This is a genomic window from Pseudomonas sp. NPDC087185 (genome assembly GCF_044744955.1).
Lineage (GTDB): Bacteria > Pseudomonadota > Gammaproteobacteria > Pseudomonadales > Pseudomonadaceae > Aquipseudomonas.
On sequence record NZ_JBIUZK010000002.1, the window covers coordinates 950,030 to 970,667 of the forward strand.

General features: G+C 53.9%; 21 protein-coding genes. 13 read left to right on the forward strand and 8 right to left on the reverse strand.

The genetic code is table 11. The features are described from left to right. Positions 1-108: 108 nt before the first annotated feature. The 7 genes from ACIPIJ_RS09955 to ACIPIJ_RS09985 form a co-directional block, all read right to left on the reverse strand. The gene (locus tag ACIPIJ_RS09955; protein WP_401075533.1) at positions 109-1,326 is read right to left on the reverse strand and encodes an STY4528 family pathogenicity island replication protein; all 1,218 of its coding nucleotides are present in this window, start codon (positions 1,324-1,326) and stop codon (positions 109-111) included. Next, positions 1,320-1,871: a DUF2857 domain-containing protein gene (locus tag ACIPIJ_RS09960; protein WP_401075536.1), complete on the reverse strand. Its 552-nt coding sequence runs from the start codon at positions 1,869-1,871 to the stop codon at positions 1,320-1,322. Before ACIPIJ_RS09960 ends, ACIPIJ_RS09955 begins: the two co-directional genes overlap by 7 nt. 16 nt (positions 1,872-1,887) lie before the next feature. Then, positions 1,888-3,426 carry a ParB family protein gene (locus ACIPIJ_RS09965; protein ID WP_401075538.1) on the reverse strand — a complete coding sequence of 513 codons (1,539 nt, stop codon included), beginning with the start codon at positions 3,424-3,426 and terminating at the stop codon, positions 1,888-1,890. A 14-nt stretch (positions 3,427-3,440) separates the two neighbouring features. Continuing rightward, positions 3,441-4,316 carry a ParA family protein gene (locus ACIPIJ_RS09970; RefSeq protein ID WP_401075541.1) on the reverse strand — a complete coding sequence of 292 codons (876 nt, stop codon included), beginning with the start codon at positions 4,314-4,316 and terminating at the stop codon, positions 3,441-3,443. 3 nt (positions 4,317-4,319) lie between these two features. Then, positions 4,320-4,535, reverse strand: a complete 216-nt coding sequence (locus tag ACIPIJ_RS09975) for an AlpA family transcriptional regulator (RefSeq protein ID WP_401075544.1) — start codon at positions 4,533-4,535, stop codon at positions 4,320-4,322. Positions 4,536-4,648: 113 nt separating this feature from the next. After that, positions 4,649-5,386, reverse strand: coding sequence for a hypothetical protein (locus ACIPIJ_RS09980; RefSeq protein WP_401075547.1), 738 nt, complete (start codon positions 5,384-5,386; stop codon positions 4,649-4,651). A gap of 556 nt (positions 5,387-5,942) precedes the next feature. Next, positions 5,943-6,788, reverse strand: coding sequence for an SDR family oxidoreductase (locus ACIPIJ_RS09985; RefSeq protein WP_401075550.1), 846 nt, complete (start codon positions 6,786-6,788; stop codon positions 5,943-5,945). 115 nt (positions 6,789-6,903) lie between these two features. Between ACIPIJ_RS09985 and ACIPIJ_RS09990 the strand changes: the two genes are divergently transcribed. The 7 genes from ACIPIJ_RS09990 (at position 6,904) to ACIPIJ_RS10020 (ending at position 14,275) form a co-directional block, all read left to right on the forward strand. Beyond that, a complete protein-coding gene (locus ACIPIJ_RS09990; protein ID WP_401075780.1) occupies positions 6,904-7,347 on the forward strand; it encodes a winged helix-turn-helix transcriptional regulator in 444 nt (147 codons plus the stop codon). Positions 7,348-7,421: 74 nt separating this feature from the next. Continuing rightward, positions 7,422-8,282, forward strand: a complete 861-nt coding sequence (locus ACIPIJ_RS09995; protein WP_401075553.1) for a LysR substrate-binding domain-containing protein — start codon at positions 7,422-7,424, stop codon at positions 8,280-8,282. Between the two features lie 537 nt (positions 8,283-8,819). Beyond that, on the forward strand, positions 8,820-9,617 hold the full coding sequence (locus ACIPIJ_RS10000; protein ID WP_401075783.1) for a transporter substrate-binding domain-containing protein: 798 nt from the start codon (positions 8,820-8,822) through the stop codon (positions 9,615-9,617). 20 nt (positions 9,618-9,637) lie between these two features. Beyond that, the gene (locus ACIPIJ_RS10005) at positions 9,638-10,312 is read left to right on the forward strand and encodes an RraA family protein (RefSeq protein WP_401075556.1); all 675 of its coding nucleotides are present in this window, start codon (positions 9,638-9,640) and stop codon (positions 10,310-10,312) included. Between the two features lie 387 nt (positions 10,313-10,699). Then, positions 10,700-11,989 (forward strand): OprD family porin, encoded by a 1,290-nt coding sequence (locus ACIPIJ_RS10010; RefSeq protein ID WP_401075558.1) that lies wholly within the window; start codon positions 10,700-10,702, stop codon positions 11,987-11,989. Between the two features lie 94 nt (positions 11,990-12,083). Next, positions 12,084-12,950 carry a transporter substrate-binding domain-containing protein gene (locus ACIPIJ_RS10015; RefSeq protein WP_401075561.1) on the forward strand — a complete coding sequence of 289 codons (867 nt, stop codon included), beginning with the start codon at positions 12,084-12,086 and terminating at the stop codon, positions 12,948-12,950. 17 nt (positions 12,951-12,967) lie between these two features. Then, positions 12,968-14,275, forward strand: coding sequence for an LLM class flavin-dependent oxidoreductase (locus tag ACIPIJ_RS10020; RefSeq protein ID WP_401075564.1), 1,308 nt, complete (start codon positions 12,968-12,970; stop codon positions 14,273-14,275). Positions 14,276-14,429: 154 nt separating this feature from the next. Here the strand turns inward: ACIPIJ_RS10020 and ACIPIJ_RS10025 are convergent, their stop codons facing one another. Then, entirely contained in the window at positions 14,430-15,272 is an 843-nt protein-coding gene (locus ACIPIJ_RS10025) for a LysR substrate-binding domain-containing protein (RefSeq protein WP_401075567.1), read from the reverse strand. 192 nt (positions 15,273-15,464) lie between these two features. Between ACIPIJ_RS10025 and ACIPIJ_RS10030 the strand changes: the two genes are divergently transcribed. From ACIPIJ_RS10030 to ACIPIJ_RS10055, 6 genes are all read left to right on the forward strand, one after another. After that, a complete protein-coding gene (locus ACIPIJ_RS10030) occupies positions 15,465-16,259 on the forward strand; it encodes a transporter substrate-binding domain-containing protein (RefSeq protein WP_401075570.1) in 795 nt (264 codons plus the stop codon). A 53-nt stretch (positions 16,260-16,312) separates the two neighbouring features. Then, entirely contained in the window at positions 16,313-17,107 is a 795-nt protein-coding gene (locus tag ACIPIJ_RS10035; RefSeq protein ID WP_401075786.1) for a transporter substrate-binding domain-containing protein, read from the forward strand. Between the two features lie 103 nt (positions 17,108-17,210). Then, entirely contained in the window at positions 17,211-18,425 is a 1,215-nt protein-coding gene (locus ACIPIJ_RS10040) for an aminotransferase class I/II-fold pyridoxal phosphate-dependent enzyme (protein ID WP_401075789.1), read from the forward strand. Continuing rightward, positions 18,422-19,156: an amino acid ABC transporter permease gene (locus ACIPIJ_RS10045; RefSeq protein WP_401075573.1), complete on the forward strand. Its 735-nt coding sequence runs from the start codon at positions 18,422-18,424 to the stop codon at positions 19,154-19,156. Before ACIPIJ_RS10040 ends, ACIPIJ_RS10045 begins: the two co-directional genes overlap by 4 nt. After that, positions 19,146-19,820: an amino acid ABC transporter permease gene (locus ACIPIJ_RS10050; protein ID WP_401075575.1), complete on the forward strand. Its 675-nt coding sequence runs from the start codon at positions 19,146-19,148 to the stop codon at positions 19,818-19,820. Before ACIPIJ_RS10045 ends, ACIPIJ_RS10050 begins: the two co-directional genes overlap by 11 nt. Next, on the forward strand, positions 19,807-20,631 hold the full coding sequence (locus ACIPIJ_RS10055) for an amino acid ABC transporter ATP-binding protein (RefSeq protein WP_401075577.1): 825 nt from the start codon (positions 19,807-19,809) through the stop codon (positions 20,629-20,631). Before ACIPIJ_RS10050 ends, ACIPIJ_RS10055 begins: the two co-directional genes overlap by 14 nt. Positions 20,632-20,638: the final 7 nt, after the last annotated feature.

The following is a 20,638-nucleotide window of genomic DNA, read 5'->3' on the forward strand; positions in this document are numbered from 1 at the left end:
TTTGCGAAGGCCTACGAGCATCAACACGAAGGTGATCAGGTCGCTTTTATCGAGCTGTGTACGTCTCTGGAAATGATTGCAGAGGCATTGATTCCACCAAGGTCCAGCCTACGTCGGCGCACTGACGCCGCGACAGCGTTGCTTCAGTTCCTCGAGGCAGGAGAGGGCCAGGGGAGAGGCAGTACGCTGGCCGCTGCGGCGAGGTGGTTCGCTGGATGGCTGCGACAAAGGTACGAACTTCGCCGTCCTCGAAGGGGCGGGCGCCGAGGTCGACGCTTCAGCGCGGGCGGCCCACAAGGTGAATTCGCCCTGACAAGCGCGTTTGATCAAACCCATCAGGTAGGCGACCGGTTTGCGGATCTCTCCGCGGGCGCAGCGCACCGCTGCTTCGTTGATTACCGCTTGTTGCTGTTCCGGTTCGAGCTGACGCATCGCCTGTGAGGCCATGCGTCGCTCAGTCGGGTTCAGCGGTAAGTCCTCGGGCCATCGCGCTCGACCAAACTCCACCTGCGCCAGTACTGTACGTTTTTTGCTTTTGTCTTTCTGTACAGTACGGGCAGCGTCGGCATTCCGAACGTCAGCTGGAACCGGTGCATTGCTGCAGGGTTCGGAATCGGTGGCGGCAGCGCGAGAATCCCGAACGGGGTGGCGCTCGCCAGGTTCGGAATTTTCCCCGTCGCCACACGTCAGCGGCAGCGCTTGCTGTTGCACGGGCGGAACTGCCGCGGCTAGCTGATCCTTGTCTGCTTGGGCCACTTGCGGGTCGGCCAGGATCTCCTCAATGACGTGCTGTGTCACATCCCGCACGCCTTTGGTGGCATGGCTGAGATTCTGCTGCAGCAGGGTCGCGTAGCCGTTGTCGAGTTCGAGCTGCTCGGCCGGGGTCAACGGATCGCCGTGCAGCACGTAGACACAGCCCCGCAGGCAGCCATGAGCATCACGTGAGCGGTCGACCAGGCTGAGCCAGCGGGTGGTGCGCAAGACATTGAGCGCGCGGGCAATGGTCTCGCGTGAGGCTTGTGTGCCGCAGGGGCTGGTGGCCAGATACGGTTGCAGGTCTTGGTAGCGTGGGGTTCTGACCTTGCGCTCGGTGATGAGCCAGCGCAACACCTGCCAGGTATTGCGCTCCAGCGGTGTCAGTCGGCGATCCAGCAGCAGCGCCATCGGCAACGGAATGTTGTCGCCGTAGTAGATGGTGCGCACCGCTGGCGTCTCATCGGCCTCGGCAAGCTTGGCTTGCGCTGCCTGCCATTCATTCCGCCGGCGCAGTGCGTCGTAGCATTGGCGCACCACGTCCTGCCAGTCGACTTCGTAAAAACTCAGCACGGTGCACCTCCGTACAACTCAACTTGTTGCCAGACCAGGGTCAAGGTGATGTGTTGTTCCTCGGCCAGCATCATCATCGTGTCCAGCGGATCGTTATCGGGATCCTCCGCCCGCAGTTGGCTCCAACGGTTCCACACCGCATGCTCCTGGGCTTCGCTTAGTTGAACCGGTCGGCCGCGGTGGGTCTCGATTTTCAGCACGCGCCGGCGCAACGCGGTTTCCGAATGGTCCAGACCGAAGCAGCGGTACATGATGTTGGAGCTTGCCCCCAGCTTGAGCGCCCGGTTGATCAGCCGCTCGTTCATCTCGTCACGTTCGGCCTGGGCAATGAGGCGACGCAGCACGATCGTATCGACCTTTACTTCGACCCAGGCGATCGACGAATGCGCCAGGTGCGAAAGGGTGGTCGGCGGCAGCGACTGCAACACCTCGATGTCCTCATCGGCCAGACCCAAAGCTTTGCAGCGCTGCAGCCGGCCATGGCGCAGCTCATGCAGCACCTGGTTCAACATGGCATGGTTCAAGAGATTGAAGGTCGTGCTCATGAGGTAGCTCCTCACGTTAGCGAGTGGTCGACAGCGTCAGCTCAATCAGCTGCCGGGCGTGGCGAATCAGCATGAACAGTTGCTCGAGTTGGGCGTCGGGGAGCCGCTCGAGGCCTACCGTCAGGGCAGGGCGTTCGGCAAAAGGCAGGTCGTAGGCACCAATCAGCAGCTGTCCGAACAGGGCTGCGGGTAACTGTTGGCGCTCTTTCCAGCTCACGTCGTCCTGCAGTCGTAGCAGCGCGGAAAGCAGCAACTGAATGCCAGTGTGGCGCGCACTCATCTGCTCGCCGTGTTCCGGGTTCAACGTAAAACCCAGGCCATCCGTGTGTGGACTGACCATGGCACTGGTATCGGCAAAGGTGGCGAGATCAGCCGCCAGTGCGGCGCAGCGCTTACGCAAGGCACTGAGGTCATCCTCCGCCAGATGCTGGAGTGGCGCTGAGTCCACCGGTACCTGAACAAGTACAGGGTCGTCCGATCTTTCGTCGAACGGCGGTTCGTCACTGAGTGCCTGGCGGATGTGGGGAAGACGTGGCGCTTGCAACGGGGTGGTGTCGCCGTCGCTTTCGCCCTGATCTGGGCTGGGTGACTCCGTCGCTGATTTGGGGACGTCGTCGATGACCGATAACTGCGGCGGTGCATCGGGGGGTAGATCCTGGAGCAGACGCCGGGCGGGACTCGATTGAAGTGGCGAAGGTTGGTGTTCTTGGTGCAACTCCAGGGCCAGCAGTCGAGGTGTCTGTTTGAGGATCACCGACATCCTGGATAGCAGTTCGTCCTGCAACTCGCCCGCGTCCAGCTCTGGCTTATCACCGTCATGCATCGACAGTACTTCGAGCCAGAGCTGCACAAACTGTAGGGCGTCGCCGAAATGCTGGTTCCAGATTGACTCCGCCCGCCGTCGCAAGCTGATGAGCCGGGCGATGGTAGGTTTACCGAGGCCGGCGTACAGCACCTGCGGAATGGCAGGCAGCAGGTACTCAAGCGTGTCGAACATGCGGCTGATATGCGACTGTGAGATCGGATAGCCGCCTTGGCTCAGGCGTGATGAAAGCTCGCGCTGACTCAGTGACTCATCACTCCCCTGAAGCATGCCCTGCAGTTGCGCCACCGCCAGCGCCCGCTCAATGAAGGTGAGCTGGCCATGCAGATCGCTTTCGGCCAAGTGCCCGAGCAATGTATGGGCCTCGGACTGCCAGGGCCGGAACAGGCAGTGGATGCGGAAAAACCGTTCTTCGCGGGTTTCTTGCCAGAGTTCGCCAAGGATACTCAGGCGCGTGTTGCCACCGTTGCGGATGATGAAGTGCGGTTCGTTAGGGCGGCGTGTGATGGACGGCGGCTGGTCCAGCCCGCGTTCGCGGATCGAAGCCTTGATGTCGTCGTAGAGAGGGTTGCGAACCACACGTGGGTTCAGCTCATACGGGCGCAGTTGCTCAAGGCTGACCACCATCGGGGTATCGGCGATCGGTACGGACGAACCCTCGCGACCGGGGTTCTGTGGAAAATGTCCCTGCTGCAGCTGACGCGTAATGCCTTCGGACGTTGGCGGCTTCATTACCCATCCTCCGTTTAGCCGCGACGGACTAGGTCGTGTTCAGCAGACTGTTGACCTGGCACATGCACTTCCAAGGCAAGAAGCTCTTCGGCCCACTGAGGGAAGAGCTCGACTGCCAGAGCCCGCATCACCCGGGCAGCGCAAGGACTGCGGCTACCAGACGGTGGCCTAGGTTCCACCCGGTGTACGGGTAGCCCCAGCGAAGCGGCATTGGTGTAGGCCACGCGGTCGGGAATCGTCGTGGTACAGACGCTGACATGCGGATCGGCCTGGAAGGAAGCTTGCAGGCTCTGCATGATCAATCGGGTGTCGCGGCGATTGGCATTGACCTGGTTGAGCAGCAGCTTCACCGACGGCATGGCGACGCCCAAGTAGCGGTAGGGCTCCAACTCTTCAAATAGACCCAGGGTGCCACGGCGTAACTCGCGTGCCGCGAGCATTTCTGGTGGGACCGGACACAGCGCGCAATCGGTAGCAAGAATCACCATCTCGACCACCACACTGCGGGCGCCTTGAGTATCGATGATCAATACATCGTAAAGATCTTCGAAGGCGGACAGTAGGTTGCGCAGCCGTAGCCGACCATCGGCTGCGTGTAAGAGCAGGGTGCTGATGTGGCCAGCGCGGTCGTTGGACACGATCAGATCGAGGTGTGGAATGACGGTGGTGGAGATCACCGACTCCGGTGTCGTGAGCCCCTGCGCGATGAGTTCGTAGCTGCCGGCTTCACGAGGTTCGCGCAGGCCGTAGTAACTGGACAGCGTGGGCTGGCTGTCCAGATCCAGCAGCAATACACGGAGGCCGGCATCGGCAAGTAATCCACCCAGGTTAGCGGCGACGGTGGTCTTGCCCGCGCCGCCCTTGGTCGAGATCAGCGAAAGGACGTCCATGATTCAGTCCCCGCTGGACAGCCGGTCTTGAACCCACTGTTCGATTTCCAGCGAATCCCAGCCGACAGCACGGGTGCCGATCCGTCGGCACTGCGGGAACTGGCCAGCCTTCATCAGGTTGTAGATGTGCGAACGCTTGAAGCCGGTTTTTTGCTCCACTTCATCGCGACGCATGATGTGTCGGTCGGCAGGTACGGGGGTAGGACTGGTCGGTTGCATGATGTCACTCCGTAGCGCCGGGTGGCGCGTGGTGGGATGTGACAGTCAGTGAAGGCTCGCTGAAAGAAAAAAACATTGTCAGGCAATGGCCGGCATTGCCTGACAATGCTGCGTCACGCCCGGGAAACCTGGGCGAAATGGCGGCGAGCCTCGGCAAATCTCCGATCAAGGGTACTTTTGCTTAGGCCGCTCACTCCCGGGAAACGGCGGGTGATTTCCTCGACCAAGGCCGCCTGGCTTGGATAGATTGACTGCACTTGGCCGCTTTTCGATTTGCCCAGCGTGGCTTCCAGTAAGGCACCGACGAGTGTGTTATGCATACACTCGGAGGTCTCAGAGGGTATGCCGCAGACCTCCAGCCGTTCTGATAGCTCTCTGTTGGAGCTCATAAGCGTTGCCATTTCTTCGGTAATGGCTGCGAGCTCTTGGCGCAGCTTTGCTATGGTGCGATGGGACGCGTCAATTTCTGCTTCCTGCACCAAATGAGCGTTCAAGCTGATGCATTCTGAATGATCAAGACTTGGAGGAAACAGAAATGCGGGTCTCTGATCAGGAAAGGTCCGTACGAACCAGACCAATAGGTCGGCACGCCGTACCGAGCAGTACTCATGATGCACTTGGTAGTCTGAAGAGATCGGGCGCCCCAAGTAAGTTGCAGGCAGCTCGCCACAGCTGATTGCATCGCAGATACACTCAAGGTGCTTCTGCAGCGAGGGCCACTGTGGGAAATGCTTTCGTAGGCAACCCGGCTGGGACACGTCGATTCGTAAGATTTCGTCTTGGTAAGCGGCAAGGTCACACCACATAATTGCGGCGTCAATTGGATGGTAAGAGCTTCTGATCGAAGTCATGGCACACAGCCTCCAGCTGCGTTCGTCCTAGAATCGCTGGCGGAGGCGTGGGTAGAGGGCCCCTGTCGAGCGAGCCGGGTTCCAATTTACGGATCCAATGTTGGTGACAATGGTTCCAGGGGTTGGTTCCGGTGTGAACACGTGCTTGCGACAGGTTTCGACCGCATACGGATTTTTCAAACGTGACAGCCGTTCTGGACGAATTCTGGGCATGATCACCGTACGCGGGGAGGTCAGGTGAGCGACGTGTAGCGGTTTGTGGGCCCGAGTATCGCGCCTAACAGCATAATGTGGATAACTGCAGGCCTTCGGACTGATGCAGTGTGAATCCGGTTACACTTTCAGCTTGTCGACGAGAGTGGAGAGCGCTGCCATTTCATCCGCGGCGGCAGAATAATTTTGCTGCAATTGCTCAAGAGTACTCAGGGAAAAGTCGAGTTCGGCTTGTTTAAGCGCGCTTCATAGTGGGGCGCTTCATCAATTTTGAATCGCTAACGTAGAACGCCACGGAGGCCTTTGGCCTTTTTCGTGGCGTTCCTAGAAGCAACGTAATGTATTACTTCAGGGCTTCAGTCACCGACGCTGCCAGAGTGGTCGTTGGTCGTTCGAGCAAAGTCGACAACGTTTTATCAGTGGCGAAAAGAGCACCATTGCTCGCCCCTACATCCCACGAAGCGATTGCTGCGGCGAGGCCTTCTGGCAAGCCCGCAGCGGTCAAAGCCTGGGCATATGCTTCTTCGGGAATGTTCGCGTATGGAATCTCCTGGCCTGACTGCTTCGCGATTTCTGCTGCGAGATCACTAAGCGTGTAAGCATTGTCCCCGGCGAACTCATAGGTCTTCCCATCATGACCTGCGGTGGTCAGTACCACCGCTGCCGCTTCTGCATAGTCCGCACGCGGTGCGGAGGAGATCTTTCCGTTGCCTGCACTGCCATAAAACGCACCGTTCTCCAGGGCCGTTGGAGCGGATGCAGTGTAGTTCTCCGTGTACCAGCCATTCCGAAGGATGGTGTAGGTGATGCCCGAATTTTTGAGGTCGTGCTCTGTCTGTACGTGCTCGGGGGCCAGGTTCAGTGAAGATGTGTCGGCATGGAGCAGGCTGGTGTACACGATCTTCTTCACGCCATTTTTCTTAGCAGCATCAAAGACGTTTTTGTGCTGAGTGGCTCGCTGGCCCAGCTCGTTGCCCGAAATGAGCAGCAGGGTATCGACACCCTTGAGCGCCTGTTCCAAAGAGTCCTTCGCAGTGTAGTCAGCCTGGCGCACTGCGACTCCCAGGTCGGCAGCTTTTGCAGGATCACGGGCTAGCGCAACGATTCCACCTGCTGAGGTTTTGGTTTTCAGTTTCTGGATAACCAAACGGCCCAGTTGGCCAGTGGCACCGGTGATTGCAATAGTCATCTTGCGTCCTCTCAAGGTTTGTGTGGGTACGGAGAGACTATAGATAACAAGCTAACCTTTCGTAAGTACCTACAAAAAGGTAAGCTAAGGCGATTTTTGTGAGGAGTGTGTCGTGATCACCAATCAACCGCCGCAGCCCAATAGTTTAGACACGCCTGGTTCGTTGACTGAGAAGCTGATGAGAGGGAATGTGATGGCCGCAGCATGCCCATCTCGAAAGATCTTGAAGCACCTCACTAGCAGGTGGGGTGTCCTTGTTCTTATCGCTCTGGTGCCTGGAACGCAGCGATTCAGTGAACTGCGCCGGCGGATCGAAGGGGTGAGCGAGCGGATGCTTGCGCAGACGCTGCAGTGGCTGGAAGCAGACGGGATGGTGCACCGTCGTTCCCTGAATACTGTGCCACCTCACGTCGAGTACACGCTTACCTCACTTGGCGAGGTGGCGGCTTGCAAGGTACGAGATCTTGCTGACTGGCTTGAATTCAACCTTGCTTCGATCCTAGAGAGCCGTAGCGAGCGTGATAACGCGGAAACTGCCAACGTCGCGGAAGATGATTGAGGTCGCATTCGCTCCATTGGGAAAGGTGTAATAGAATGAATCCATATCCCGCCATGATTCAGGAATCTTGAACTATGGATACGATCCTGGACATTGACCTGCTGCGCACGTTTCACACCGTGCATAGGCTTAAAAGATTCAAAGCGGCAGCTGAGTTTCTTCACAAAAGCCCTGCGGCCATCAGCATGCACATCCAGCGATTGGAGTCCATTGTGGGAGGGCGTTTACTCGAGCGCGATAATCAAGCAGTCCTGCTGACCGGGCTTGGCAAGCGGGTGATGTCGACAACGTTGGAGCTCTTGGATCTTCATGATCGCGCTGTTAGAGACCTTTATGGAAATGAGGCGAGTGGGAGAGTCATCCTAGGAGTACCGGACGAATATATCGTTCACGTCATCCAGGACATCTTGCCGATCTTTGGGAGCATGTGGCCGAACGTTGTCTTGGAGATCAAGACCGCGCCCAGTTTGCTGCTTAGGGAGCAGGTCGCCCGTGGACACCTGGATGTGGCGATTATTGCTCAGCCCCCGGGTGGAACGCGATCCCAAGGGATCGTTTTGCAGTACACCGCTCCGGTATGGGCAGCTGCAACCCATTTTGTATTCAACGAGGATGGCATACTGCCGCTAGCGCTTTATGCCTCACCTTGTCCTTATCGTGAAGCGATGACGGCAGCTCTTGATAAAGCGGGAATCAAGTGGAGAGCAGTTTTGGACACAGAGTCGGGTGTAGCGGTCAGAGCTTGTGTAGAAGCAGGTCTCGGTGTGAGTGTCATCGATCGGTCTAAAATCACACCTAGCATGCAAATACTCAATGACCTGCCGGCGATTCCTGATCATGAAATAACGATCCTACAGGCACCAGTAAGCCGTGACCAATCTATCGAAGCGGTAACATTGTTGTTGGATACGATCCAACAGCGTTTTTGTTATTAGTTATGATGGTTGATTAAGGTGCTGAAAAGGGAGGGAGCAACTAAGGAGGTCACCTCTAGCCGCATAAACATTACTGTGATGATCCTTAGCTCGCCATGAAGCTGACTTTATTGTCCGCTGAATCTCCGTGGACTCTACTCACAGGTGGGGCGACCAGCGTATTCCAAGGGTTTCGTTTGAGCTGATTTTGCGCTTCGTGTTCGATAATTCCATAACATATCTTAAAAAACACATCAGAAATCATGATGCTTTTGTGCCTTCCTATACGGCAGAAAATCTGTTATTTCCCCGAGCTCTGTGGCTTTGAGAGCGGCTAGGTGGTGTCTGATTAACCTTAGATATAAGCATAGATTCTTTAATTTTTAGGCTGGTACGCTTCAGTTGGCTAGGATTGCGACCAGCTGTGAAAGCCAGGCTAAATATTTTTCGTGCGATGAATGATCGGACGGGGACCTAGAAGATGAAGAATCGTTGTTGGGGGATCAGATGAATTTGTGTGGTATTTGTAAGCTTGGATTGAGCGTCGTATTTCTGAGTATGGCTATCGGCACTGCTTCAGCTCATGCTGACGAAACCCTGGATCGCATTCATGAGCGCAGTGTCATCCGTGTTGGTGTGATGCTCAGCGGCTTACCGTTTGGCACCCTTGATCCGAAAACTGGTAAGCCAACCGGATATAACGTTGAGTTGGCCGAAGGTGTAGCAAAGGGCCTTGGAGTAAAAACCGAACTCGTCCCTGTGCTTGCGCCGGCCCGGGTTCAGTTTTTGGAGCAGGGCAGGGTAGATATTCTGATCGCGAACATGAATCTCACCCCAGCGCGTGACAAGTTGCTGGATCATGTGCCCACACCTTATGAGGAAGTGGCTGCTGCTGCGTTGATGCACAAAAATAGCGGAATCAAGAAATGGGAAGACCTTCGGGGCAAGCCTGTATGTGTCTCGCAAGGTAGTAACTTCATCACTTGGTTGCGAGGCACCTACGGCGCAGATATCAAGGCATTCAGAAGCCAGGCAGAATCTCTGCTCTCGCTTCGAGGCAACGGATGTGTAGCCGCTGTACATGTTAGCCCTACCATGCTCTCGCTGCTTGATCAGCCTGAATGGTCTGACTACGAAATTCCGCTTGCTCCTGACCGCCAGCCACTGCTGTCGGTTATCTGGCTGCGTAAAGGTTCACCAGACGCTAGCGCAGCCATCGACAAGGTCGTTAGAGAGTGGCATCGCACTGGCTGGCTCCTGGAAGTCGGCGAACGTAACGGTCTGAAACCATCGGCAGGCCTGAGAGCTCTGCATGAGAAGTTCCGTGACGCACAACCTCTGAACGCCAACCTTTAACGCTGTGTGAGGAGTAGGGTATGTCAGTAGGGTTCAGAGTGCTGAGTCGAGAACGATCCGTATCACTGGAGCAGGTAAGCCGTTTCAGAGGTTTGCCGGTCGCAAACATCAGTGATTCAATGGGTAGAATGGCCGCTGGTGGCACGAGATTGCGCCCTTACCATGAGGGTGGGTATATGGTCGGGTCGGCGATCACCGTCAAAGCTAGGCCAGGTGACAACCTAATGCTGCATTATGCGCTTAACATCGCTGAAGCCGGCGATGTTATCGTGGTTGACGCCGGTGGTGATCTAACCAACGCATTGATCGGGGAGCTAATGCTCCGTTTCGCCGAGAAGAAAGGCCTCGCAGGAGTTGTCATTGACGGTGCGATTCGTGACCTGGAGAGCATCGAGAAGTCATCGCTCCCCGTTTATGCTGCGGGCGTAACTCACCGGGGCCCATATAAAGATGGCCCAGGTGAGATCAATGTATCGATCGCGATTGATGGGATGGTCGTGCATCCAGGGGATCTTATCGTAGGAGATAAGGACGGCGTTCTATCTATTCCCTACGATCAAATCGAGTTTGTGTACGAGTTAGCCTCTAAAAGACATCAGGACGAAATAGCAAAGCTTGCAGCCATCGACAGTGGCCGGAATGATAGGAGCTGGGTCGAGGCCAAGCTGAAAAATCTTGGGTGTGAATTGGTTTGATTTGGTGAAAACTATACCTTTCAGGGCATATGGAGGGTGTACTAACCAGAGCGGCGTCGAGAAGACGCCGTTTTTTTTGCCTATTTTTAAGTGTCCAAAAATTCGGTTTACATTTGCTGGTGAATAGGAAGTATTTGTTTTGAGATGTAATCTATAATGAATCGTAATTTTTAGGCGGTGGGTAGATATGGGGCGGCTGTAGAGTCTGAAAACATTGACTTATTGCGTTAGGTTACTTGCTTATTCGTTGCTGAGTTATAACGTTAAGTCATCATGTTCCTAGGAGTCGTTTGGGCAATCCCCTATCATTTTGTACCAGCGGTATTGATTGGCGCGGTGTCAATCGAGAAACGACTGTGTTTCATTACAAGGATCGGGTGGGGATTGATGTTCAAAAAAGTGGTTTTAGTAGCGGCCAGCGGTGTGTTCGTTCAGCAGGCGTACGCAGCCGGATTTGTAGAAAATAGTGTTGCCAAATTGACTGCGCGAAATTTTTACTACAATGGGGATAATAGGGACGGAGCTAACGAGCCCTCCAAGCAGGAGGAGTGGGGTCAAGGGTTTATCCTAGATTACAAGTCTGGCTTCACAGAGGGTACGGTTGGTGTTGGAATCGATGCCCTGGGCCTCTGGGGAATTAAGTTGGATTCGGGAAGAGGACGGTCTGGGCAGCTCTTTCCAAGCGGGGACGATGGCCGGGCTGAACGTGAGTTTGGCAGCCTTGGGTTGACTGCCAAAGCTAGAATATCCAAAACAGTAGCAAGGGTCGGAACCCTGCTTCCAAAAAATCCAGTAGCTGTATACAACGATGGCAGACTTTTGCCTCAAACATTCGAAGGTTACGAGGTACAAAGTAACGAATCTGACAGGTTAAGTCTTGTCGGTGGCAGGCTTCTGCACGCCAAGGCGCGAAACTCATCTGACCGAGAGCCACTGTCTATCGCGGGGTCGAACAAATCCGGTGGGCAGCGCAGCAATGATTTTTATTATGCGGGTGCTGATTACAAGCTCGGAAAGAACCTTGTGGCGCAATACTACTACGGGACGCTAGCTGATTTCTACAAACAGCACTTTTTGGGGCTTAAGCATACCGCTAGCGTTGCCGGCGGTAAGTTGATCACCGACGCCAGGTACTTCAACAGCGATTCAGATGGGAAAAATGCTAGCTCGGAAGGCCGCTTAGAGGGATATAAGGGCAGTGGTAAGGATAGTGCTAGTACCGAAGTCGACAGCAGGGTGTGGAGCCTTATGTCCACGTACTCAAAAGGTGGGCACTCTGTAGGGCTTGGTTACCAGGAAGCGATAGGTGACAGTGATATGCCCTTCTTGAATCAAGGCGATGGCTCTTCTGTTTACCTCATCACCAACGCCCAGATCGGAAAATTTCAACGTGCAGGCGAGCGGACGTGGGTCGCGAAGTATGGCTATGACTTTGCTTCGGTTGGATTGGACGGTCTCACCGCCTCTGTCGCTTACTTTTCTGGTAGTGGCGTAAAAGCTGCCGGTACAGGAAGTGAATGGGAGCGAGACTTGGCGCTTTCGTATGTCATTCAGGATGGTAGCTTCAAAGGACTCGGCGTAGCTTTGAAAAGTGCCGCAATCCGCTCGGGTGTTAATAGTCAGCGGGGGCAGGATCGAAATCGCATTATGCTGAGTTATACACTTTCCATATTGTAGTTTCGTAGGCTTTGAGTTCAATTAACAATGCTAAGTGCTCTAGGTGTGGAGTGCTTGCATATCTGTGACTGTTTGAAAACATATAGGGGGTTGCATGGACAGTCTCAAGAGGGGCTTGCTAAGCCTTGCTTTGGGTGCAAGCGTAACATTTTTCAATACTTTGGCGTGGGCTGATGCCACATGGGACAAAATTCAGCAGCGTAAAGAGGTTTCCATAGGGATCATCGTTACCGGTCTTCCCTTCGGAACGATTGATCCTAAAACCCGTGAAATTGTCGGATACTCTGCGGATCTGGCTGCAGATATAGCAAGGCGACTTAACGTAAAACTTAATCCAGTTGCAGTATTGGCGCCTAATCGGGTGCAGTTCCTGCAGCAAGGTAAAGTGGACATGCTTGTCGCCAACATGGGGTTGACTCCCGAGCGTGCAGAGATTCTCGATTACGTTCCCACACCCTATGAGTCTATCGGTGGAGCGCTTCTGACTCGCAAGGGTAGTGGCATTAAACGGTGGGAGGATGTGAAGGGGAAAAATGTGTGCGTTTCCCAAGGCGGACGCTTCAGCTTGGCTTTAGAGCGCGACTATGGCGCTATTGTGAAGGCTTATCGCGCACAGTCTGAATCATTGCTCGCGCTTCGGGGCAATGGCTGTGTGGCGTCAGTGCACGTTAGTCCTACCATGCACCGTTTAGCAAAACTTCCGGAGTGGTCGGATTACGAGATTCCTATTCCTAGCGATATCTGGCCTTCAGATTCAGTTATCTGGTTACGTAAAGGACAAAAGGATGTCCAACAACAACTGGATGCCATCGTTCAGGATTGGCACAGAACTGGTTGGTTGATCAAGGTTGGCGAGAAGTATGGCATTGATCCATCTCAAGCACTGCTCAACCTACATGAGCAATACAAAGAGAAACCTCTGGGAGCTGGCAAAGCTTCGGAAGTTGCGGTATCCCATTAATACACTGAGGGTAGTATATGCATCTGGGCGTTTTTGTAAAAGAGACTGGTCACCATCTTTCCGCCTGGCGACATCCGGAAGGTTCGCAGAACAAACTCAGTCTTGAGCATCATATTCAATTAGCCAAGCTGGCCGAAAAGGGAAAGTTGGATTTTCTTTTCCTTGCTGACCATCCAGCGGTGACAGGTGAGCCGGGAGCTCCGGAGAAAGAGGCGGAGCCTGTTCGACTGGAACCGATTACGTTGTTATCGGTGCTCAGTGCCCATACCCGAAACATCGGCCTGATCGCCAGTGCTTCAACTACCTACAGCACACCTTATACCTTGGCCAGGCAGCTCTCTTCGTTAGATCATCTCAGTAATGGGCGTGCAGGCTGGAACGTTGTGACGTCAGTGAACGACAGTGAAGCTCGCAATTTTGGCAGCGACACCCATATGGAGCATGGGCTGAGGTATGAGAGGGCCAGCGAGTTTTTGGGCGTCATGAAAGGTCTGTGGGACAGCTGGGATGATGATGCATTCGCTGTACCGCCAGAAACAGGCCTTTCATTCGATCCAGCCAAGATGCATGTCCTGAATCACGAAGGGCAATTCTTCAAGGTTAGGGGCCCCTTAAACCTCTCACGCTCACCTAGCGGCTATCCAGTCATTGTCCAGGCAGGGTCATCTCCGGCGGGTCGTGATCTCGCAGCGCGGCATGGTGAGGTGATCTTTACCGCCACGGCGGATGTTGAGCTAGCAAAGGAATTTTACGCCGACGTCAAAAAACGCACGGTTGGCGTAGGCAGAGCTGCCTCCGACATCAAAATCATGCCCGGCATCTTCCCAGTCGTAGCCGCTAGCGAAGCAGCGGCACGAGCTCGGTTCGAAGAGCTGCAGGAACTCATCGATATCCCATCGGGATTGGCACAGCTGTCTCGAATTTTCGGCTACGCAGATCTGTCTGGCATTGATCTTGATAAGCCTCTCCCAGACCTTCCTGTCACCAACGCGCGTAAAGCCAGGTTTGAGTATGCGACTCGGATTGCGAAAGAAGGCAACCTGACTGTCCGGCAGTTGATTCGCGAGCTCACAGGCGCTCGTACTCACTGGAAAGTGTTCGGTGATGCAGGCCAGATTGCGGATACGATGGAGCACTGGGTGAAGAATGGAGCCGCTGATGGCTTCAATATATTGGCACCCATCATGCTGCCTGATTTAGCCAAGTTCGTGGAAGAGGTTGTTCCTGAGCTTCAACGCAGAGGCTTATTCCGCACCGAGTATTCAGACGGCGGACTGCGTGCCAACCTTGGAATTGCTCGACCTGGTGTTGGGGGCTCTAAATAACAATCAGCTCTACCTCGAGTAAGTCGGGTCTGGGGGTGTAAACGTCATGCCGGTGATTGTGAAGGCATCCTTGTTACCACTAGGGCGGCTACCTCGCAAAGGGAGTTTCGAGCTTGCCGCCATGCTCTTGCCTAGGGCTCATTCCAGGTCGACCTCAGTGAGTGGCGAGCTCAAAAACGCGCCTCACAAGTTCGTTGACTGAATTGGGCCTGATCCAAAGGTGATACGTCACATCTGGCAGTCTAGGAAGGCCTTCGCGTTCGCCTAGTACACGCATGTCTGATCCCAGCAGTTCCATGCTGCGAGGCGTTATACCGAGACCTGCCCGGACAGCCGCCTTGATGCCAATCAAATTGGATGCGGCATAGGCCTGGCGCCACGCTATGCCTGCTTCTTCCAGCGCCTCTAGAGCGTACCTACGATAGATACTGGGTTCATCCACAAGTACCAGGGGAAGGGGAGAAGCTGGATCATGCCGATAGTTAGCTGCGCAGATCCACCATACAGGTGAGGTGCGCAGCGGTATGCCTTGAAGACGCTCATCGAAGCGTGTCGAGATAGCCATATCTATTCGGCCTCGATGGAGGTCTTCCATGATGAAGGGGCTTCGTCCAACGTCCAGCTCAAGCCTCACATTAGGCGCTGCTCGCGCAATTTTCGTGAGAAGGGGAGGCAGAATCGTATCGGCGATGTCATGAGGGGAGCCTATCCGAAGCACCCCGGTTGGCCCGTCTTGGCTAAGTGCGGCTAGCACCTCATCGTTCAGGGAAAGCATCTGGCGGGCCTGGCGTAGCAATTGCTGTCCCGATTCAGTCAGATGCTTGTTGCGGCCCTCTTTACGCAGCAGCGCCACCCCCACGCTGTGCTCCAGTCGTTGCAGGTGCTGAGTGACCGACGATTGCGTTCTTCCCAGAATTTGTCCGGCTTCAACGAAGCTCTTGGATTCTGCCACGGTCACGAAGGTTCGTAACAAATCGAGATCAAGGGTGGAGTTCATATAATGTTAGCCACTTAATGTATTACAAGCGTGAATGTATTTGACCTTTAGGTACATTGTAAAAGCCTGAAATTCCTAAGCTAGGGTTTTTTCTGATTTTTGAGTTATAACGATAGGCGATATTTTCATTTGCCCTTGCAATCCGTGAGTCCTTAGCATCGCTACTCAAATAAATTCCTTTGGACGGGCATCATGGTGCGAAGCGGTTTGTCGGTTTTGGTTGGTCTAATAGGATGCTTGAGCGGGGTCGGAGCTTTCGCCGAGGGTACACTTGATCGCGTCAAATCTCGCCAAGAAATCAAGGTGGGGGTGATGCTTTCCGGTGGGCCATTTGGTGCCCTCAACCCCTCCGACAGGCAGCCCCAGGGGCTGAATGTCGATATTGCTAATGAAGTGGGTAAGGTTCTCGGTGTAAAAGTCGAGTTGGTGTCGGTGTTGCCGGCTAATCGCATCCAGTTTCTGCAGCAAGGAAAAGTTGACTTGTTGGTTGCCAACATGGAACTCAATGAGGAGCGTGGGAAAATTTTGGGTCATGTGCCAACGCCTTTTTACAAGGTAGGTGGTGCGGCAATTTTTCCTAAGACTACCTCGCTTCAATCTTGGTCAGATCTCAAGTCGAAGCCAGTTTGCACCTCACAGGGTAGTAGCTATGTGAAGCCGCTTACCGAACTGGGTGCTGACATCAAAGCTTTCAAAAGCTCGGCTGAATCGTTGCTCGCTTTGCGCGGAGGAAACTGTATAGCGGCTGTCCATGATTCGACTTTGATTGAGCCGCTACAGGCTAAAAACCCTGAGTGGAAAGACTACCGGCTATTTGCCGAGCAGCTAAACCCTGCACCGTCGGTAATTTGGACGCGTAAAGGTGATGCGGAGCTCCAAGGTACGCTTGACGCGGCGGTCAAAGGTTGGCACCGCACTGGATGGCTTGTTGAAGCTGAAAAGCGAAACGGAATAAAAGAGCTTGGCCCGGAGCAGTTTGGGCTTTGAATGGAGGCTGTCCCGTGACCAAGTTCCTCGCTGTTATTTGCGCCTCGCTTTCTATGCTTGCTAACTCGGTGGCTTATGCGGATGCGACGCTGGATAAAATTTCCGAGCGCCATTCAATCAGTATCGGGATTATGTTGACTGGTCTCCCGTTTGGTTCAATTGACCCAAAGACTCAATTGCCTGTTGGGTATAACGTAGAGCTGGCTAAAGAAGTCGGGGCCAAGCTTAGGGTGGAGGTAGAAACTGTTTCGGTTTTACCTCCAAATCGAGTGCAGTTTCTCCAGCAAGGCAAGGTCGATGTTTTGATCGCTAACATGCAGTACACGGACGAGCGAGCGCATATTCTTGATTACTCACCTACGCCTTACGAGCAGGTGGGCGGGGCCGCTGTCATTGCCAAAGGTGCGGGTATCAAAGATTGGTCAGATCTTCGGGGGAAACCTGTATGTGTGTCTCAGGGCAGTAACTTCATTGCTCCTCTCCAAGAGCAGTACGGCGCAGCCATTAAGGCATTTCGTAGCCAAAGTGAGTCGCTGTTAACTCTTAGGGGTAATGGGTGCGTAGCCGCCGTGCATGTCGCTCCTACGATGAGGAACCTTCTGAAACAGTCTGAATGGGCAAATTACGAAACACCCATTGCTCAAGAGCTGATTCCTTCTGATTCGGTTATGTGGGTTAGGAAGGGGGAGCACGATATTCAAGCCCGACTGGATGAAATCATCCGGGACTGGCACCGAACTGGCTGGCTCATCGAGCTTGGCAAACGCACAGGGATGGAGCCATCGAGCGCGCTCTATGCGCTCCATGAGAAGTATCGTGGCGATGCAGCTGCAAAAGTAAGCCGTTAAGCAATTATCTGTGGAATTGGTGATCAAGGCAGGCCTAGTCAAGTGGCAATCAAAATGCCCCTTAATCATCCATTTGCGTGAAGATTATTTTGGAGATGAAGTTGTGTCATTGAAGCTTTCTCGACGCGCTCAACGAGTGAATGTTTCGCCCAATGCTGCCTCGAAGGCGCGCGCGACTGAGCTGCGAGCAGAGGGATGCGATGTCTTGGATCTCACAACTGGTGAGCCAGACTTCGATACCCCTTCCCACATCAAAGCGGCGGCGTGCGGGGCAATCGAGGCCGGCTCAACCAAATACACTGCAACTGGAGGAATGAAAGAACTTCGAGCGGCGGTGGTGAATAAGCTCCTTCGTGAAAATTACCTTAATTATCAGCACAATCAAACCTTCATTGCTAATGGAGCGAAACAAGTCATCTTCAACGCTTTTGCAGCGACCCTAGATGACGGGGATGAGGTAGTCATTCCTACCCCTTACTGGCCTACATTCCCAGATGCGGTGAGGTTCAATGGTGGCGAGCCCGTGCTGGTTAAATGCGGGTATGACCAAGGGTGCAAGATAAAGCCAGAGCAGCTGGCCGCAGCTATCGGCCCAAAGACCAAGTGGCTTGTTCTTAACAACCCAGGCAATCCCAGTGGTGCCTTGTACACCTGTGTGGAACTGTCTGCATTAGCAGAAGTTTTACGAAAGACTCCCCACGTCTGGCTAATGCTTGACGAGTTGTACGAACACATTCGCTTTGACGGAAGCTTGTCTAAGAGCCTGCTCAATGTCGCACCAGACTTGGTAGAGAGAAGCCTTTTCGTCGGAGGAGTATCCAAGACGTATGCCATGACAGGCTGGCGTATCGGCTATGGCGCTGGGCCCGCTGCATTGGTGAAAGCTATGACTGTTGTGCAGTCACAGTCTACGTCTGGTGCGAGCTCCATTAGCCAGGCGGCTGCAGTTGCTGCACTAAACGGCGGATTGGCGTTTTTGCCAGATCAGGTCGCGACCTACAAATCCCGGCGTGACGTGTTCGTATCCAAGCTTGCAGAAGTCGCGGATCTGCAAGTGCTGGTACCCGATGGTGGATTCTTTGTGTTTGTTTGCTGCGCCAAGCTGATTGGGCTGGTTCGACCCGATGGTGAGCGCATTCGAAGTGACGACGACTTGATTGAGTGGCTGCTTGAAAATGGCGTGGCTGCTATTTCCGGCAGCGCCTATGGACTTTCCCCTTGGCTGCGCTTCTCGATTGCTACCGATAGCAAGGCAGTAGCAGAGGCGGCCAACCGCGTTGTGCGCGCTTGCGAACTACTGAAAGAGGGGAAGGAATGACAGATTGGATTACAAGCTTCGTCGCTTTCACGGCGAAGTTCGGCTTGAACTACGAGTTCCTTGCTGATGCGTACAGTCGCGGGATGATGGTAGACGGCATGCTCACAACGTTGGAGCTTGCTGCTCTCAGCACTGTAGGTAGCCTGACAGTTGGAGTGGTGCTTGCTGCCGCCTTGATCAGTAAATCAAGAGCGATATCTGCGCCCGCTAGGGCATTTGTCGAGTTAATTCGGAACACCCCGACACTTGTTCAGCTTTACTGCGCATTCTTGGTGCTCAACATGCTGCTGACCCAGTCGTTGGGTGCTAGCAATCCATTTACCCCTTTTGCCTGGGTGGTAATTGTTATCTCATTCCATAAGGGCGCATTTCATGCCGAGGCGCTTAGAGCAGGATTGCAAGCGGTACCGCCAACGACATTGGAGGCTGCTGACTCTCTGGCGTTCACGCCGCTTCAACGGCTGACCAATGTTCAGCTGCCCTTGGCTTTTCGATTCGCTATACCATCACTTGTAAATAATCTCATTGACATGATGAAAATGACGGCGGTGGCCTCTGCTATCGCTGTGAATGACATTACCTACGCGTCAATCATGGTTTGGACTCAAAGTGATAATGTGATTGAACTCATGATTCTGATCTTAGGCTTCTTCGGGATTCTTGGATTCACTATTAATGTTATTGGTCGCTGGCTTGAAGCGCGCCTGAGGATGCCTGGTTATGGCCAATGAAGTGATCTCCGCTTTGATTGAGTGGACGCCAGCTTTGATCGCTGGTCTTGGGCAGAACGTATTGATCAGTGTCACTGCAATGGCCTTGGGAAGTATTGCAGGCCTCCTGATCGGTGCATTGAACTTTTCACCTTTCCGAGGTTTTGCTCGCGTTTGGGTGCAGGTGTTTCGAAATGCACCCTGGTTGGTTTTGATCTACTTTACAACTTATGTGTTTCCGTTCGAAATCAAAGTTTTTGGGCAGTACCTTACCTTCCCTGACTGGTTGAAAGTTACTTTGGGTTTGGCTTTGCCTGCGAGTGCGAACGTTGCCGAAATTTTGCGAGGAGCAGTTGGCTCCATACCTGCCACTCAGTGGGAAGCTGCAAAGTCACTCGCATTTACCCCAACTCAAGTGTTCACGCAGATTATCCTGCCGCAGTGCTTCAAACGCATGCTCCCGCCTTGGATGAATCTGTATGCAATTATCACGATGGGCACATCGCTTGCCTCATTGGTTGGTGTTCATGACGTCATTGATGTAGCCCAGATTGCAAGTAATACCGTAAACCGTATTCCGTTTACCCTGTTGATTTACGTTAGCCTGTTGGCGCTGTTTTTCGCTTGGTGCTACCCAATTTCTCGCTATACACAACGTTTGGAGCGCCGATATGCTTTCCGATAACCAACCCGTAGTGCAGTTGCGCAACGTTCACTTGAGCTTCGGTGCAACAGAGGTTCTGAAAGGCATCGATTTGAATGTGAAGAAGGGGCAGGCTGTTTCGATTGTAGGCCCCTCGGGCTCTGGCAAATCGACAATCTTGCGCTGCCTTACAGGCCTGCTGAAACCGCAATTGGGCACTCTGACAGTGGCTGGGCATGAGCTCCACAAGATGGAGCTCGAATCCGATATTCGTAAGCTGCGTCAACGTGTGGGCTTTGTTTTTCAGCAATACAACCTGTTCCCACACTTAAGTGTATTGGACAATCTCACGATTGCACCTAGGAAGGTATTGGGAATCGGGAAGGAAGAAGCTCGTGCGCAGGCCATGAGCTTATTGGAGAAGGTTCGCATGGATCACAAGGTTCGTGCCTATCCCGGTGAGCTTTCTGGCGGTCAGCAGCAGCGAGTTGCCATTGCCCGCGCCCTCGCCATGCGTCCGGAGCTTATGTTGTTCGATGAGGTCACTTCGGCTCTGGATCCAGAAATGGTCGGGGAAGTGCTCAAGGTTATCGGAGAGCTCACCGATGAGGGCATGACATGTGTGCTGGTTACCCATGAGATGCGCTTCGCGGAAGACATCAGTGATCAGGTTTATTTCACTGAGCACGGTGTGATCGTTGAGCACGGATCGGCTGCACAGATTTTCAATCATCCGCGCGAAGAGCGGACGCGTGATTTTCTACGCCATGCACTAGGTGATTCTTCTCGTCGCCAGGCCACACAGCAGAGCATTTTCATCCAGAACCTTAGCCAATATCACATCAGCGTTTAAGGACACC